Origin of the sequence: Thioalkalivibrio thiocyanodenitrificans ARhD 1, assembly GCF_000378965.1 — a bacterium.
Taxonomy (GTDB): domain Bacteria; phylum Pseudomonadota; class Gammaproteobacteria; order Ectothiorhodospirales; family Ectothiorhodospiraceae; genus Thioalkalivibrio_A; species Thioalkalivibrio_A thiocyanodenitrificans.
This window is the reverse complement of the sequence record NZ_KB900536.1, coordinates 1,483,453-1,498,273: the sequence shown is the minus strand read 5'-3', so window position 1 is coordinate 1,498,273 and position 14,821 is coordinate 1,483,453. Positions and strand designations below refer to the sequence as shown.

The 14,821-nt window shown below is 64.3% G+C and carries 13 protein-coding genes; 5 read left to right on the top strand and 8 right to left on the bottom strand.

Translation table 11 applies throughout. The annotated features are described in order from the left end of the window. Nucleotides 1–2 precede the first annotated feature (2 nt). The 8 genes from coaE to THITHI_RS0106995 form a co-directional block, all read right to left on the bottom strand. On the bottom strand, nt 3–641 hold the full coding sequence (gene coaE / locus THITHI_RS0107030) for a dephospho-CoA kinase (protein WP_033337112.1): 639 nt from the start codon (nt 639–641) through the stop codon (nt 3–5). Nucleotides 642–842: 201 nt separating this feature from the next. Then, complete coding sequence (locus tag THITHI_RS0107025; RefSeq protein WP_018232371.1) at nt 843–1,709, bottom strand: prepilin peptidase; 867 nt, start codon at nt 1,707–1,709, stop codon at nt 843–845. A 91-nt stretch (nt 1,710–1,800) separates the two neighbouring features. Beyond that, the gene (locus THITHI_RS0107020) at nt 1,801–3,012 is read right to left on the bottom strand and encodes a type II secretion system F family protein (RefSeq protein WP_018232370.1); all 1,212 of its coding nucleotides are present in this window, start codon (nt 3,010–3,012) and stop codon (nt 1,801–1,803) included. Between the two features lie 4 nt (nt 3,013–3,016). Further along, entirely contained in the window at nt 3,017–4,732 is a 1,716-nt protein-coding gene (pilB, locus tag THITHI_RS0107015) for a type IV-A pilus assembly ATPase PilB (protein ID WP_018232369.1), read from the bottom strand. Nucleotides 4,733–5,125: 393 nt separating this feature from the next. Next, nucleotides 5,126–5,572: a pilin gene (locus THITHI_RS0107010; protein WP_018232368.1), complete on the bottom strand. Its 447-nt coding sequence runs from the start codon at nt 5,570–5,572 to the stop codon at nt 5,126–5,128. 485 nt (nt 5,573–6,057) lie between these two features. Continuing rightward, entirely contained in the window at nt 6,058–7,398 is a 1,341-nt protein-coding gene (locus THITHI_RS0107005; RefSeq protein ID WP_018232367.1) for a sigma-54-dependent transcriptional regulator, read from the bottom strand. Further along, nucleotides 7,395–8,993, bottom strand: coding sequence for a sensor histidine kinase (locus THITHI_RS0107000; protein ID WP_018232366.1), 1,599 nt, complete (start codon nt 8,991–8,993; stop codon nt 7,395–7,397). Before THITHI_RS0107000 ends, THITHI_RS0107005 begins: the two co-directional genes overlap by 4 nt. A 12-nt stretch (nt 8,994–9,005) precedes the next feature. Further along, nucleotides 9,006–9,245 (bottom strand): PP0621 family protein, encoded by a 240-nt coding sequence (locus THITHI_RS0106995; protein WP_018232365.1) that lies wholly within the window; start codon nt 9,243–9,245, stop codon nt 9,006–9,008. Between the two features lie 252 nt (nt 9,246–9,497). On the opposite strand from THITHI_RS0106995, the gene THITHI_RS0106990 reads away from it, so the two are divergent. The 5 genes from THITHI_RS0106990 to THITHI_RS0106970 all read left to right on the top strand — a co-directional run bounded on the left by THITHI_RS0106990 (nt 9,498) and on the right by THITHI_RS0106970 (nt 14,657). Then, complete coding sequence (locus tag THITHI_RS0106990; protein WP_026186131.1) at nt 9,498–9,938, top strand: REP-associated tyrosine transposase; 441 nt, start codon at nt 9,498–9,500, stop codon at nt 9,936–9,938. A 400-nt stretch (nt 9,939–10,338) separates the two neighbouring features. Further along, the gene (gene sucC / locus THITHI_RS0106985; protein ID WP_026186130.1) at nt 10,339–11,499 is read left to right on the top strand and encodes an ADP-forming succinate--CoA ligase subunit beta; all 1,161 of its coding nucleotides are present in this window, start codon (nt 10,339–10,341) and stop codon (nt 11,497–11,499) included. A gap of 56 nt (nt 11,500–11,555) precedes the next feature. Next, nucleotides 11,556–11,972 (top strand): four helix bundle protein, encoded by a 417-nt coding sequence (locus THITHI_RS0106980; RefSeq protein ID WP_018232362.1) that lies wholly within the window; start codon nt 11,556–11,558, stop codon nt 11,970–11,972. Nucleotides 11,973–12,034: 62 nt separating this feature from the next. Continuing rightward, nucleotides 12,035–12,901: a succinate--CoA ligase subunit alpha gene (gene sucD / locus THITHI_RS0106975; RefSeq protein ID WP_018232361.1), complete on the top strand. Its 867-nt coding sequence runs from the start codon at nt 12,035–12,037 to the stop codon at nt 12,899–12,901. A 115-nt stretch (nt 12,902–13,016) separates the two neighbouring features. Beyond that, nucleotides 13,017–14,657 (top strand): NAD+ synthase, encoded by a 1,641-nt coding sequence (locus THITHI_RS0106970; protein ID WP_018232360.1) that lies wholly within the window; start codon nt 13,017–13,019, stop codon nt 14,655–14,657. The last annotated feature ends 164 nt before the right edge of the window (nt 14,658–14,821 follow it).

Here is a 14,821-nt window from a genome sequence, read left to right as displayed (position 1 = left end):
CATCATGATTCCGGCAGGTCCGGAGCGGGGTCCTTCCTGTGGGTCGTTCTTCCCCATACCAGGTACTGCCGGTGCAGCCTTTCCACCTTGTCTTCCAGGTCCCCCGGAGGGCCGGTGTTATCAATGACATCGTCCGCCTGAGCCAGACGCTGCTCGCGGGAGGCCTGGCTGGCGAGGATGGCCTGAGCCTCCTCCTGTGTGACCCCGTCCCGGGACATGACCCGTTGCACCTGCAGGGATTCCGGACAGTCGACCACGAGGATACGGTCGACCAGATCCCCGAAGCCTGACTCGATCAGTAAGGGGATGCTCAGGATGCAGTAGGGTGCGTCCAGGCCGATCTGGCGCCGGCTCAATTCCAGCCTGATTCTAGGGTGCAGTATAGCCTCCAGTCTGTGACGTGCCCGGATGTTCCCGAAAACTAGCCGACGAAGGGCCTTTCTGTCCAGACCACCCGTCGTGACATCCCGGTATGTCTCCCCGAATTCGCGAATCACGGCCTCCGCAATCTCGCTGCCCGGGGTGACAATCTCCCGCGCGATCGCATCGCTGTCGATCACGGGTACCCCCCGTCTCGCGAACAGATCGCAGACGAGGCTCTTGCCGCTGCCGATGCCGCCGGTCAGTCCGATGCGCAACATGAGGAAGTCGAGGTTCAAAGTTCAACGTTCAAGGTTCAAGGTTCAAGGTTCAACGTTCAAGGTTCAAGGTTCAAGGTTCAAGGTTCAAGGTTCAAGGGAAGTGCTTTGGTGGCCGGTTCCACTGTGCCGGTTCGAACCCGCCGAGCCCACCTTTTAAACTTTGAACCTTGAACTTTGAACTTTGAATTTCTCGAGCCCCCCTCACCCCAGGTATAGATACATGATCGCGTCGCCCCAGAGCAGGGCGATGAAGCCGGCCGCAGCCAGGTAGGGTCCGAAGGGGATCGGTTGCGCGCGGTCGCGCCCGTATACAACGATCAGGGTGATGCCCACCACCGCCCCCACCAGTGACGAGAGCAGAATCACCAGCGGCAGAATCTGCCACCCCAGCCAGGCACCGATCAGCGCAAAGAGCTTGAAGTCGCCGAATCCCATGCCTTCCTTGCCCGTGAGCAACCGGAAGCCGTGATACAAAAGCCAGAGACTGAGATATCCGGCGACGGCACCGATGAGACTGCTGGTGGTATCCGTGAACATGCCGCCCAGGTTCAGGATCAGTCCGAGCCACAGCACGGGAAGCGTGATGGCATCGGGCAGCAGGGTGGTGCGCAGGTCGATGACGGAAAGCGCCAGCAGGGCCCAGGTGAGAAGGAGTGCCGCGCCCGCCTGCCAGGTGAATCCGAAATGCCATACGACGAGGATGGAGAGCAGCGCCGTGGCCGCCTCCACCATCGGATAGCGCAGCGGTATACGCGCGCCGCAGTCGCTGCACTGGCCGCGCAGCAACAGGTAACTCAGCAGGGGAATGTTCTCCAGCGCGGTGATGCGGTGGCCGCAATCCGGGCAGGCGGAACGCGGGGCCCACAGGTTGTAGGGGCCGCTGTCCTCGACAGGCGGAAGCGTATGGCCTTCGGCGCTCAGCATCTCGGTGGCCTCCTGCCGCCATTGCCTTTCCATCATGAGCGGCAGCCGGTGAATGACCACGTTGAGAAAACTGCCCACCAGCAGACTGAATAGCCCGGTCAGGATCAGCAGCACGGGCATGCTGGCTTGCAGCAGTTCAATCATGGGTTCCCCGACTCAGAGGGGCCGGTGAACGATCAACCCGGCCCCCTGTCCTTGAATTTTGAACTTTGAACTTTGAATCTTGAATCGCCTTTCAAACCACCGCTCCGAGCTGGAAGATGGGCAGATACATGGCCACGACCAGACCGCCCACCACGATGCCGAGAAAGGCCATGATCATGGGCTCGAGGAGGCTGGACAGGCTGTCCACCATGTTGTCCACTTCCTCCTCGTAGAAGTCGGCCACTTTATCCAGCATGTCGTCCAGGGCGCCCGATTCCTCGCCGATGGTAACCATCTGCACCACCATGTTGGGGAACAATCCGGTGTTGCGCATGGCCTGCTGCAGTTGCGTGCCGGAGGCGGTTTCGTCACGAATCCTCAACGTGCCTTCCTGGTAGAGCGCATTGCCCGTTGCTCCGGCCACGGAGTCCATGGCTTCCACCAGGGGCACGCCGGCGGCGAACATCGTGGACAGGGTGCGGGCGAAGCGCGCGATGGACGCCTTGCGCAGCACCTCGCCGATCACCGGGATCTTGAGGGACAGCAGATCCAGACGGCGGCGAAACGCCGGTGAGCGCCGGTGCATTTGGCGAAACCCGAAAACGGCGGCGATGATCCCGCCGAAGATCACCCACCAGTAGGCCTGGAAGAAGCGCGAGATGCCGATGACGAAGAGGGTGAAGACGGGCAGGTCCGCGCCGAAACCGTCGAACAGATCCTGGAACTGGGGCACCACGAAGATGAGCAGGATGGACGTGACAATAAACGCCACGACCAGCACGGCCGCGGGATAGAACAGGGCCTTCTTGATCTTGCCCTTGAGACTTTCCGTCTTCTCCTTGTAGACGGCGATCTTGTCCAGCAGTGTCTCCAGCGCGCCGGCCTGCTCGCCCGCGTTGACCAGGTTGACCACCAGGTCGTCGAAGTACTTAGGGTACTTGCCCAGTGCCGCCGAGAATGTCGTTCCACCCTCCACGTCGGCCTTCATGGCCATGATGAGTTCCTGCATGGAGGGGTTCTCGTGGCCCCGGCCGACGATGTCGAATGCCTGCACCAGAGGCACGCCGGCCTCCATCATGGTGGCCATCTGGCGCAGGAAAACGGCGATATCCTTGGGTATGATCTTCTTCTTGCCGCCGAACAGGGGTTTCGGCTTCTTGCGCATCTTGAGCGGGTTGATGCCCTGACGACGGAGCTCGGCCCGTGCCAGCACTTCACTGGCGGCCATGGTCTCCCCCTTGACCTTGCTCCCCTTCTTGTCGAGGCCTTCCCATACAAAGCTGGTATTCTGCACCTGGGCCATTGGTTCAGTCCTTGGTTACCCGGTTGATCTCTTCAAGGCTGGTCATGCCCGCCTTGACCTTGAGCAGCCCGGAGCGCCGAAGGTCCGCGACACCCTCGGCTTCGGCCTGCTCGGCCATCTGCATCGAGTTGCCCCCTTCCAGGATCAGGCGCTGCATGGTTTCGGTGATGGGCAGCACCTGGTAGACCCCCACGCGTCCCTTGTAGCCGTTGGTGCACTGGTCGCAGCCCACGGCCTTGTAGATCTTCATCCCCCCGTCGACTTCCTCTTCCGTGAATCCTTCCTGGATCAATACATCCCTGGGTACGTCATCCACCGCCCTGCATTGGGTGCACAGCCTCCTGGCCAGACGCTGGGCGATGATCAGCAGGATGGAAGAAGCGATGTTGTAGGGGGGTACACCCATGTTTGCCAACCGGGTCAGGGTCTGGGGCGCGTCATTGGTATGCAGGGTGGAAAGCACCAGGTGTCCGGTCTGGGCCGCCTTGATGGCGATCTCGGCGGTTTCCAGATCCCGGATCTCGCCGACCATGATCACGTCCGGGTCCTGACGAAGAAAGGCGCGCAGGGCGGATGCAAATGTCAGCCCCACCTTGGGATTGACGTTGACCTGGTTGATCCCCGGCATATTGATCTCCGCCGGATCCTCCGCAGTCGATATATTGCGGTCCGCCGTGTTCAGTATGCCTATGCCCGTATAGAGTGAGACCGTCTTTCCGGAACCCGTGGGCCCCGTGACCAGGATCATGCCGTAGGGCTTTGCCAGGGCGTTCAGATAAAGCTGCTTCTGATCCTCCTCATAGCCCAGCACGTCGATTCCGAGGGAAGCGCTGGTCGGGTCGAGGATTCGCAGCACCACCTTCTCGCCATAGAGCGTCGGGCAGGTGCTGACACGGAAATCGATGGCCCGGTTCCTGGAGATCTGCATCTTGATGCGCCCGTCCTGGGGGATGCGGCGCTCCGAGATGTCCATGCGCGACATCACCTTGATGCGGGCGATGATCCGGGGCGACAGGCTCACCGGGGGGTGGGCCACCTCGTGGAGCACCCCATCCATGCGCAGGCGTACTCGGAACTCCTTTTCGTACGGCTCGAAGTGAATGTCCGAGGCCTTGCGGTTGATCGCATCCAGCAGCACCTTGTTGACGAAACGCACCACCGGGGTGTCGTCCACGTCGCTTTCGCTGAGGTCAGGCCCCTTGTCCTCATCCCCCGCCACCACCTCCAGGTTGTCCAGGTCACTGTCCGACAGCCCGTCCATCACGGAGGTGGAATCGTTGAGGCTGTCCTCGATGAGCTTGGCGAGCTTGTCCTGCTCCACCAGCACCGGCTCGGTGGCAATGCCCGTGTTGAACTTGATCTCGTCCAGGGCATTGAGGTTCATGGGGTCGGACAGGGCGACGAACAGGCGGTTGCCCCGCTTGAACAGCGGCAGCGCGTGGTGCTTGCGCACCAGCTTCTCGTCCACCAGCTTCTTGGGCAGGAGTTCCCGGTCGAATACGTCCAGGTCGAACACGGGGCTGCCGAACTCCTCGGCGGCCGCCTGGGCGACGCGCCGGGGTTCCACGAGCTTCTGATCCACCAGGTGGGCGACCAGGGGGACGCGCTTCTTCTGGGCCTGCGCCAACGCGTTGCCGGCGTCGGCCTCGCTGAGCAGGCCGTCCTGCACCAGGCGGCGCGCAAGGCCGCTCAGCGGAATGGAAGCTGCGGGTGTCGACATGGATTCCCTGTGCGTAGGTTTATAAAATACCTATCTGGACAGCATGTTAGCGGAAGCATCTGTGAAGTCAATGCAAATGGTCCGGCTTTGTGCGGCCTGTCTCGACATGTGCTTGGGAGAATAGCACGGACCTCCTGTTGCCCGGAGTCATGGGTTGGTGCAGGGTGACGAGCACTCCTGCCGATCGGGTGTCCGGTTGCCGTCAGGAGTAAGTTGAGCGGCGAGGGGGCTTGCCCTGGGGCAAGCATCCTGGCGTCTCTCCATGGCCTAATAAAGAACAGGGCCGCGGTTGCGGCCCTGTAAGGCGGGATCCGTCGTGTCCCGCTCACTCTGTTTGTGAGGCGGCGACGGAACCCGGAGTATCCCTGAGGTTGCCTCTATTGCTACAGCCAGTTACTGGCAGCCGGAGGGGATATGGGCCTGGTTTGCGAGGCCCGCACAGGTCCATGTGCTGATCTGGCTGGTGCCGGCCTCAATGGTCGGCGTGAGGGTCATGGTCTGGGTGTCCAGCACGCCCGCGTCAAAGGGCACAGAGATCACGCCGCCTGCAAGAACATCGACGTTGCCATTTGAGATGTACTTGCCATTCAGGCCACCCGCTACGGCCACAATGGCCGGATCGGTCTCAACGTTGAGAGCGCCATTGTTCTCGGATACGTAGACGGCGATGTCGGCGCGGAGGCCCGCGGTGGAGCTGAGCGCTTCCGACGCCTGGGCCCGGGCCGTGTAGTTTTGGTAGGCCGGCAGCGCGATGGCCGCCAGGATGCCGATGATGGCCACCACGATCATCAGTTCGATGAGGGTGAAGCCCTGCTGTGCCGTTCTCTTCATGTTCTGCATGGTGAAGCTCCTTAGGATGCAGCGGTTGTCCGCGGTGGAATCGTGAGTACTCTCGGACGTCAGTAATGCAGACAACGTGCCAGGTCCCTGATTCGGGATAGCCGGATGGTATGGGGGGACGAACGGTACACCTACCATTGAATGCGCGGAACGGGGTGACCAATCTTGTCACTCCGGGTGACAAGGGGCGGCAGATTTCGGGGGGATTCGGAACCGTGGGTCGCAGGGCGCCTGCGTTGTGCCATGCGCGGCGAAGCTTCGGGTCGGAAAGGCGTGTTGGCCACAGAGGACACAGAGGGCACAGAGTTAAGAGCGAGAAGGCCGTATGCGCCGTCCGGTGGCTACGGCGGGGATGCGGATAGACAAACAGCGTTTGCCTGATTTCTCTTTGACCCTCTGTGACCTCTGTGTCCTCTGTGGCTCATCAATCTTGTCTTGCGTCTTGCGTCTTGCGCCTCTCGCCTTTCGCCTCCCGCCTCTCCCCCTTACTCGATGCCGAGCTTCTTCAACCGGTAGCGCATCTGCCGGAAGCTGATGCCCAGCAGGCGGGCGGCGGCGGTGCGATTACCGCCGGTCTGCGCGAGAGCCTTGAGGATGGCGCGGCGCTCGCGGTCCTCCAGCAGGTCCTCGAGGCCCTGCCCGGGCGCATCGGTGCGGAGTGGTTGCAGGTCATCATGCGACTCGGGCATCTGCAGATCGGCGGCGCGGATGGTGTTTCCCTCGCACAGGGTGGCGGCGCGCTCGAGGATGTTCTCCAGTTCGCGGATGTTGCCGGGGTACGTGTGGGCGCGAAGCAGTTCCAGGGCGTCGGACGCGAGCCGGAAGCCGGTGGATTCCCAGTCCCGGGCGATACGGGACAGAATATGCCCGGCCAGCAGGGGCAGGTCCTCCAGGCGCTCGCGCAGGGAAGGGACCCGAAGTTCGATCACGTTGAGCCGGTAGTACAGGTCCTGCCGGAACTGCCCCTCGGCCACCAGGGCGGCCAGGTCCCGGTGGGTGGCGGAGAGGATGCGCACGTCCACGGGGGTCTCGCGGTTGCCGCCCACAGGCCGCACGGCCCGTTCCTGGATGGACCTCAGCAGCTTGACCTGCATATGCAGGGGCAGTTCCCCCACCTCGTCCAGAAACAGGGTGCCCCCCTGGGCAGCCTGAAAGAGCCCTTCCTTGTCACCGGCGGCGCCGGTGAAGGCACCCTTGAGGTGACCAAAGAACTCGCTCTCCATGAGTTCGGTGGGCACGGCGCCGCAGTTGACCGGCACGAACGGACGCTCCGCCCGGGGGCCGAGGCGGTGAATCTCCCGGGCGACCCGCTCCTTGCCGCTGCCGGATTCCCCCAGGATGCACACGGGGGCCTGGCTGCGGGCCAGCTTGCGGACGGTCTCCTTGAGCTGGCGCATGGGGGGCGCCTCGCCCAGCAGTCTGCTGTCCGGGGCGTCTCCGTCCGTCGGGGGCCGTGACCGCGCGAGCGACAGGGCGCTGTTGATCAGGTCCCGCAGCATCTTCAGGTCCACCGGTTTCGAGACGAAATCGAAGGCCCCGGCCTTGAGGGCGGCGATGGCGGTGTCCATGCTGCCGTAGGCGGTGATCATCGCCACGGGGAGTTGGGGGCGGCGTTGCTGGATGTACTCGACCAGTTCGATGCCGCTGCCGTCAGGCAGGCGCATGTCGGTGAGGCACAGGTCGAAGTGGCGGCCCTCCAGGAGCGTACGGGCTTCCGCCACGGTCCCGGCCGCGCACGTGGACAGGTCCATGCGCCCGAGCGTGATCTCCAGCAGTTCGCGGATATCCGGTTCGTCGTCGACGATCAGTACGTGCTGAATGCTCATGCTTCGGGTACCGGGAACAGGATCCGGAAGCAGCTTCCGCCGCTCGGCAGGGGCAGATACTCCAGGCTGCCCCCGTTGTTTTCGCACAACTCCCTGGAGATATACAAGCCGAGTCCGGTGCCGCTGCTGCTGGAGGTGACAAAAGGCTCGAACAACTGCCCGGCAATGCCTGGATCCACGCCGGGACCGCTGTCCAGCACATCGAGGCTGGCATGGCCGCCCGCGGGATGGGCGCCGCCACGCAACTCGATCCGGGCGCGTCCGTCGGGCGCCTTGCCATAGGTGAGGGCGTTGTCACACAGATTCCACAGGATCTGGTGCAGGTGATCGGGATCGAAGTACACGCGGGTGTCCGCCGGGGTGATGCGTATGGCGACCTGGTCCATCTCCAGGTTCCGGTGGCCCTGAAACTCCCGGGCGAAGGCCGTGGTCCAGGGCAGCAGCCGGATCTCCTCGCGGCGGGGCTCCTCCTTGCGGGACAGGCTCAGCACGCTCTGGATCACGGCGTTCATGCGCTGGCTCTGAGTCTGGATGATCCCGCTCAGACGCCGGTCCGGCGGCGCCAGGGACTCGGACTCGGCCAGCAACTGCGCGGCATGGCTGATGGCGCCGAGCGGGTTGCGGATCTCGTGGGTGATGCTGGCGGTGAGCCGGCCCACGGAGGCCATCTTGGCGGATTGCATCTGGCGCCGGAGTTCTGCCGTGTCCTCCACGAACAGCAGCGTGCCCACGGCCCGGTCCACGCCCAGGCGCGTGAACCGGACCCGGAGTTCCGGACCCTGGCTGTTGCCCGGCAGGGTGACCGGCGTCCCGTTGCCCGGTTCCCTGAGCCATTCCTGCAGGGCCGCGAACAGCCGGGGGGAGAGATTGGCGAGGCTGCTGGGGTTCTCCGGGTCCGGGTTGCCCACCAGGCTCCAGGCGGCCTCGTTGATCAGGTGGATGTGGCCCTCGTCGTTGACCACGATGACCCCCGCCTGCATGCGGTCGATGATATGGGCGTTGAGTTCGGCCATGTTGGCCAGATCGATGCTGTGGCGTATGGCCAGGGCCTCGCTTTCCCGGGCCCGCCAGGAGAGCCCCATGGCCAGCAGGGCGGTGGCGAACAGTCCGGCGCCCAGCAGACCCGTCTGGGTAAAGGCCCCGTCATCGAAGACTCCGATAACGATGCCCTGGATCTGCGCGCCCAGCAGGGAGAGGGCCGCCAGGGCCGCAAACAGGAGGCCCCAGCGGCCGGGCATCTGCAGGCTCAGGCCGGCAATGGCCGGGATCATGAGCATGCCGAGCCCGCTGGCGATGCCGCCGCTGGCGTAGGAGAGGGCCGTGATGAGCGGGATGTCCACCGCCGCCTGAAGGCCCACCTGAGTCTCGAAGGCGGGCCGGCGCAGGCGCCCGCAGAAGCCCAGCAGCAGGGCGGCGATCACGTAGATCCCCGCCGCCGCCAGAAACACCTCCGGCAATGCCTGGCCCAGGACGATCGGGCCGGTACCCAGCCATTCCACCGCCAGCAGCAACCCGGCGATGAACAGGCGGTAGAAGGAAAAGACGCGGAGCGATCGCCAGTTGAGTTCGGGCCGTGAGGTGGGCAGGGCGGGCACGGGCCGTGGGGCTCAGTCGTCCCGGCGGGGAAGCCGATCGAGCTCGCGATGTTCCTGGCTGCAGTAACGGCGCCCGTCGGACAACAGGGCCTCTTCGTCCGGTACATGGAGGCCGCAGTAGTCGCAGCGCACCATGTTGCCCGAGGGCAACGGGCGCTTCTCGGGCCGGGAATGGCCCAGGGGTTTGCGAACCAGCGTCCGGACGATCAGGAAGACCAGCACGACGGCGGCGATGAGGAAGAGGATGCGCATGAGGGCGTCAGATACAGGAATTCAGAGACAAGATACAAGAAAATGCGTCTGATGGCCTGTCTGGCCTGTCTCACCGGGATTGGCCAAGGCCGGTTCGCGGCGGGGTCGCCGCTCCTACGGGGTGGTGTTGCGTAGGAGGCCCGACCCCGGGCCGAATGGAGGCGGCACCCCGGGTAAGGCCGGTTCGCGGCGGGGCCGCCGCTCCTACGGGGTGAGTTCATTTCTTCCTTCCCAAGGAAAGGGGGTGCATTCATGTCAAGATTTCAGGGGCGAAACCTGCGCATTGGGCGCTGTTCGGAGTCGGGCCGGGCGTACCTGATCACTACGGTCACGTTGGATCGTAAACCGATCTTTTTGGATTTCTGCGCTGCTCGAATGCTCATCAAGATCCTCCGGGAGGAGCAGATCCGCGAAAAGGCGCTTACGCTCGCCTTCGTCGTGATGCCGGATCACCTGCATTGGCTGATGCAGCTCCATGGCTCGGACGCGCTCCAGCGGGTCGTGGGTCGGGTCAAGTCCATATCCGCGCGGCGCCTGAATGGTTGCATCTGGCAAGCTGGGTTTTACGACCACGCCGTTCGCCATGAAGAGGATCTGGTAGGACTTGCGCGTTATGTGGTTGCCAATCCGGTCCGTGCCGGATTGGTCCAAAGTGCACGGGATTACCCCCATTGGGATGCGATCTGGCTGTAGGAGGCCCGACCCCGGGCCGAAAGGGGGTGGGCCCTTGGCATGGTTTGTTCGCGGCGGGGTCGCCGCTCCTACGGGGTGGTGGTGTGCAGGAGGCCCGACCCCGGGCCGAAAGGGGGTGGGCCCTTGGCATGGTTTGTTCGCGGCGGGGTCGCCGCTCCTACGGGGTGGTGTTGCGTAGGAGGCCCGACCCCGGGCCGAATGGAGGCGGCACCCCGGGTAAGGCCGGTTCGCGGCGGGGTCGCCGCTCCTACGGGGTGGTGATGTGCAGGAGGCCCGGCCCCGGGCCGAATCGGGCCTGTACCCGGCATGGGGCGCCGGCAAGCGGCACTACGGTATCGTCCGGGCTGCGGCCGCAAGGCCGTCCTTGTGCACTGCAGTGCACGGGGGTATCTTTCCCTTCATGAACCTGCACGAGTTTCAGGCCAAGGCCCTGTTTCGCGAACATGGCATCCCGGTGCCCGAAGGGGTGGCCATGGACCGGGCCTCCGGCGTGGATGCGGCGGTCGAAGCCCTGGGCGGTGATGCCTGGGTGGTCAAGGCCCAGGTACATGCGGGAGGCCGCGGCAAGGCCGGCGGCGTGCGCCGGGTGGAGGGCGTCAAGGCCCTGCGCGACGCCGTGGAGGACCTGCTGGGCAGCCGCTTGGTCACCCACCAGACCGGCGCCGAAGGCCTGCCCGTGAACCATGTGCTGGTGGAATCCCTGACCGGCATCTCCCGTGAACTGTATCTCAGCCTGCTGGTGGACCGGGCCCGGCGCCGGGTCGCCATCATGGCCTCCGCCGCCGGCGGGATGGACATCGAGACGGTGGCCGCCGAGACGCCGGAGAAGATCATTACCCTGCATGTGGATCCCGCCGCCGGTTTCATGCCCTACCAGGGGCGGCGTGTCGCCTTTGCCCTGGGTCTCGAAGGGGCGCAGGTTTCGGCACTGGTGAAGCTGCTGGCGCGCCTCTACGCCCTGTTCATGGACGCCGATGCCAGCCTGGTGGAGATCAACCCCCTGGTGGTCACGGGTGACGGCGAGCTGGTGGCCCTGGACGGCAAGGTCAACCTGGACGACAACGCGCTGTATCGCCGCCCGAAGCTCGCGGAGATGCGCGACGCCACCCAGGAGGACGAGCGCGAGGCGCGGGCCCGGGAGCATGAGCTCAACTATGTGCGCCTCGACGGCAGTATCGGCTGCATGGTCAACGGCGCGGGCCTGGCCATGGCCACCATGGATCTGATCAAGCTGCACGGGGGCGAGCCCGCCAACTTCCTGGACGTGGGCGGCGGCACGACGGCCGCCCGTGTGACCGAGGCCTTCAAGCTGATCCTCTCCGACGACTCGGTAAAGGCGATATTCGTGAACATCTTCGGCGGCATCGTGCGCTGCGACCTGATCGCCGAGGGCATCATCAACGCGGTAAGGGAAGTGCACGTGAATGTCCCCGTGGTGGTCCGTCTGGAGGGCACCAACGTGGAGCAGGGGCGCAGCATGCTGGCGGACAGCGGTCTCGATATCACGCCCGCCGAGTCACTCACCGACGGCGCCCGCAAGGCTGTGGCGGCAGTGAGATAGAGTTCAAAGTTCAAAGTTCAAAGTTCAGGGTTCAAGCATTGACGGGAGGACAGGGAGTGTCCGGGACGCGATTCGAGGATCTTCAAGTCTGGAAGCGGTCAAGGGAACTGACGGCCGCGATATACAGATTGACGCGTAGTGACGCGCTTGTTTCAGATCCTGCGCTGTGCGGCCAGATGCGTCGTGCAGCGGTTTCAGTGATGTCGAACATCGCCGAAGGCTATGAGCGTGGTGGGAATCGAGAGTTGGTCAACTTTCTCTCTATCGCAAAGGGGTCGGTCGGGGAGCTGCGCTCACAGGTTTACGTGGCTGAAGATTCGGCCCTGCTCGATAAACAGTGTGCGGCGAGGCTGAGATCTGATTGCCTCGCACTCAGTCGTTTGCTGGCGGGTTTCATCAGGTATCTGCAGCAAAGTCAGTACAAGGGTTACAAGTTTCGACACACCAAGCCGGATCGGGTAGACGCACCTTGAACTTTGAACTTTGAACTTTGAACTTTGAACTTTGAACTTTGAATCCAAGCGAAGCGCCTCTCATGCCCATTCTCATCGACAGCAAAACGAAAGTAATCTGCCAGGGCTTCACCGGGAAGCAGGGCACCTTCCATTCCGAGCAGGCGATCGCCTACGGCACGCGCATGGTGGGGGGCGTCACCCCGGGCAAGGGCGGGCAGACCCACCTGGACCTGCCGGTGTTCGACACCGTGCATGACGCTGTCGCCGCCACCGGCGCCGATGCCACCATGATCTATGTGCCGGCTGCCTTCGCCGCCGACGCCATCCTCGAAGCGGCCGATGCGGGGATCCGCGTGATCGTATGCATCACGGAGGGCATCCCCGTGCTGGACATGCTCCGGGTCAAGGCGGCGCTCGCCGACAGCCCTGCGCGGCTCATCGGCCCCAACTGCCCCGGTGTCATCACCCCCGGCGGCTGCAAGATCGGCATCATGCCCGGCCACATCCACAAGCCCGGGCGTATCGGCATCGTGTCGCGCTCCGGTACGCTCACCTACGAGGCAGTCAAGCAGACCACCGACGCGGGCCTGGGCCAGAGCACCTGCGTGGGCATCGGTGGTGACCCCATACAGGGCATGAACTTCGTGGATTGCCTGGAACTGTTCCAGTCCGACGACCAGACCGAGGGCGTGATTCTCGTGGGCGAGATCGGCGGCACGGCGGAGGAGGAGGCCGCAGCCTTCATCCAGGCGCACGTGAGCAAGCCGGTGGTCGCCTATATCGCCGGCGTCACCGCGCCGCCGGGCAGGCGCATGGGACACGCCGGCGCCATCATCTCCGGCGGCCAGGGTACGGCGGAACAGAAGTTCGCCGCGCTGGAGGCCGCCGGCGTCTCCGTGGTGCGTTCGCCGGCCGACATGGGCGAACGCATGAGGTCGCTGCTTTGAAACGGTGAGTTCAAAGTTCAAGGTTCAAAGTTCAAAGTTCAAGGTATCGATCTTGATGTCACGACTGCCGTTACAGTATGCGTCTCCCCCCTTGAACCTTGAACAGCCCTTCCCCATGAACGCTACCCTCAAGATCGCCCTGGCCCAGGTGGACACCCTGGTGGGAGACGTGGAGGGCAACGCGGAGCGTATCCGGGACTGGGCGCTGAAGGCACGTGACGAACTCGGCGCCGATCTGGTGCTGTTCCCCGAACTGGCCATCACCGGTTATCCGCCGGAGGATCTGCTGCTGCGCGCCAGTCTCCACGCGCGCACCCAACGCGCGCTGCATGCACTTGCGCCGCAAGTCAGGGGGATCGACGTGATCCTCGGTGCGCCAATGGGCGACGGGCGTGGTCTGCACAACAGTGCCCTGCTCCTGCGCGACGGTCTGGTGGCCGCCCGCTACGACAAGCAGGTGCTGCCCAACTACAGCGTATTCGACGAAAGGCGCTACTTCGTTCCGGGTCACGATGCGTGCGTGATCCGCGTGCGCGGCATGCCCGTGGCCCTCACCGTGTGTGAGGACATCTGGCAGCCCGAGCCCGTCGCCCGGGCCCGCGACGCGGGTGCTTCGCTCATCCTCAACATCAACGCCTCGCCCTATCATCGGGGCAAGCACGACGAGCGCCTGCAGGCCCTGCAGGCCCGGGTCCGGGAGTGCGGACTGGCGGTGGTGTATCTCAACACGGTCGGCAGCCAGGACGAGCTGGTCTTCGACGGGCAGTCCCTGGTGGTCGGGCGCGACGGACAGATCTGTCAGCGCTTGCCCGCGTGGCGGGAGTCCCTCTCCCTGGCGCGGGTGGCGATACCCGGGCAGGACGCGCCCCTGGAACCGCTGCCGGGCGACCTGGCCCCGGAGCACGGGGAGGCGGAGGAACTCTACGAGGCCCTGGTCATGGGGGTGCGCGACTATGTGCGCAAGAACGGCTTTCACGGGGTGGTTCTGGGGCTTTCCGGCGGCATCGATTCCGCGCTGACCCTGTGCATCGCCGTGGACGCCCTGGGTGCGGACCAGGTGGAGGCGGTGATGATGCCCTACCGCTATACCGGGTCCATCAGTGTGGAGGACGCGCGCGCCCAGGCCGGCACCCTCGGGGTGCGTTACCGGGAGATTCCCATCGGCCCCATGGTGGAGTCCTTCCTGTCGTCGCTCGCCGGCGAGTTCGAGGGTCTGCCGGCCGATACCACCGAGGAGAACATCCAGGCGCGATGCCGGGGCATTATCCTCATGGCCATCTCCAACAAGACCGGCCGCATGCTGCTCACGACCGGCAACAAGAGCGAGATGGCGGTGGGCTACAGCACCCTCTACGGGGATATGGCCGGCGGCTTCGCGCCGCTCAAGGACGTGGCGAAGCTCTGGGTCTACCGCCTGGCGGAATACCGCAACGGCGTCTCCCCGGCGATCCCCGCGCGGGTCATCGAGCGGCCGCCGTCGGCGGAACTGGCGCCCGGGCAGCGAGACGTGGACAGCCTGCCGCCCTACGAGATCCTGGACCCCATCCTGGAGCGCTTCGTGGAGCAGGATCAGTCGGTGGAGGAGATCGTGCGCGCCGGGTTCGAGGAAGAGACCGTGCGGCGTGTGGCCCTCATGGTGCTGCGCAACGAATACAAACGCCGGCAGGCGCCGCCCGGCGTGCGTGTGACACGGCGCGCATTCGGCAAGGATCGGCGCTTCCCCATTACATCGGGGTACGGAAGATTGCTAAGCTAGCAGGAGTGGAACATTTTTCAGCCACAGAGGGCACAGAGGTCACAGAGGTTTGAAGGCTTGGAAGTCCAACCTCGGGGCGTTTGAAACGAGCCCGTATTACGTTCCCTGATTCTTTCTCTGTGACCTCTGTGCCCTCTGTGGCTCAAAACGCATTCTTGAAGAAT

Coding starts and splice junctions, on each gene's coding strand:
- sucD (WP_018232361.1), top strand. CDS start 12,035: ATGCCCATTCTCATCGACAGCAAAACGAAAGTAATCTGCCAGGGCTTC.
- sucC (WP_026186130.1), top strand. CDS start 10,339: ATGAACCTGCACGAGTTTCAGGCCAAGGCCCTGTTTCGCGAACATGGC.
- THITHI_RS0106995 (WP_018232365.1), bottom strand. CDS start 9,245: ATGCGCATCCTCTTCCTCATCGCCGCCGTCGTGCTGGTCTTCCTGATC.
- pilB (WP_018232369.1), bottom strand. CDS start 4,732: ATGTCGACACCCGCAGCTTCCATTCCGCTGAGCGGCCTTGCGCGCCGC.
- THITHI_RS0107025 (WP_018232371.1), bottom strand. CDS start 1,709: ATGATTGAACTGCTGCAAGCCAGCATGCCCGTGCTGCTGATCCTGACC.
- THITHI_RS0106990 (WP_026186131.1), top strand. CDS start 9,498: ATGTCAAGATTTCAGGGGCGAAACCTGCGCATTGGGCGCTGTTCGGAG.
- THITHI_RS0107020 (WP_018232370.1), bottom strand. CDS start 3,012: ATGGCCCAGGTGCAGAATACCAGCTTTGTATGGGAAGGCCTCGACAAG.
- THITHI_RS0107010 (WP_018232368.1), bottom strand. CDS start 5,572: ATGCAGAACATGAAGAGAACGGCACAGCAGGGCTTCACCCTCATCGAA.
- coaE (WP_033337112.1), bottom strand. CDS start 641: ATGTTGCGCATCGGACTGACCGGCGGCATCGGCAGCGGCAAGAGCCTC.
- THITHI_RS0106970 (WP_018232360.1), top strand. CDS start 13,017: ATGAACGCTACCCTCAAGATCGCCCTGGCCCAGGTGGACACCCTGGTG.
- THITHI_RS0107005 (WP_018232367.1), bottom strand. CDS start 7,398: ATGAGCATTCAGCACGTACTGATCGTCGACGACGAACCGGATATCCGC.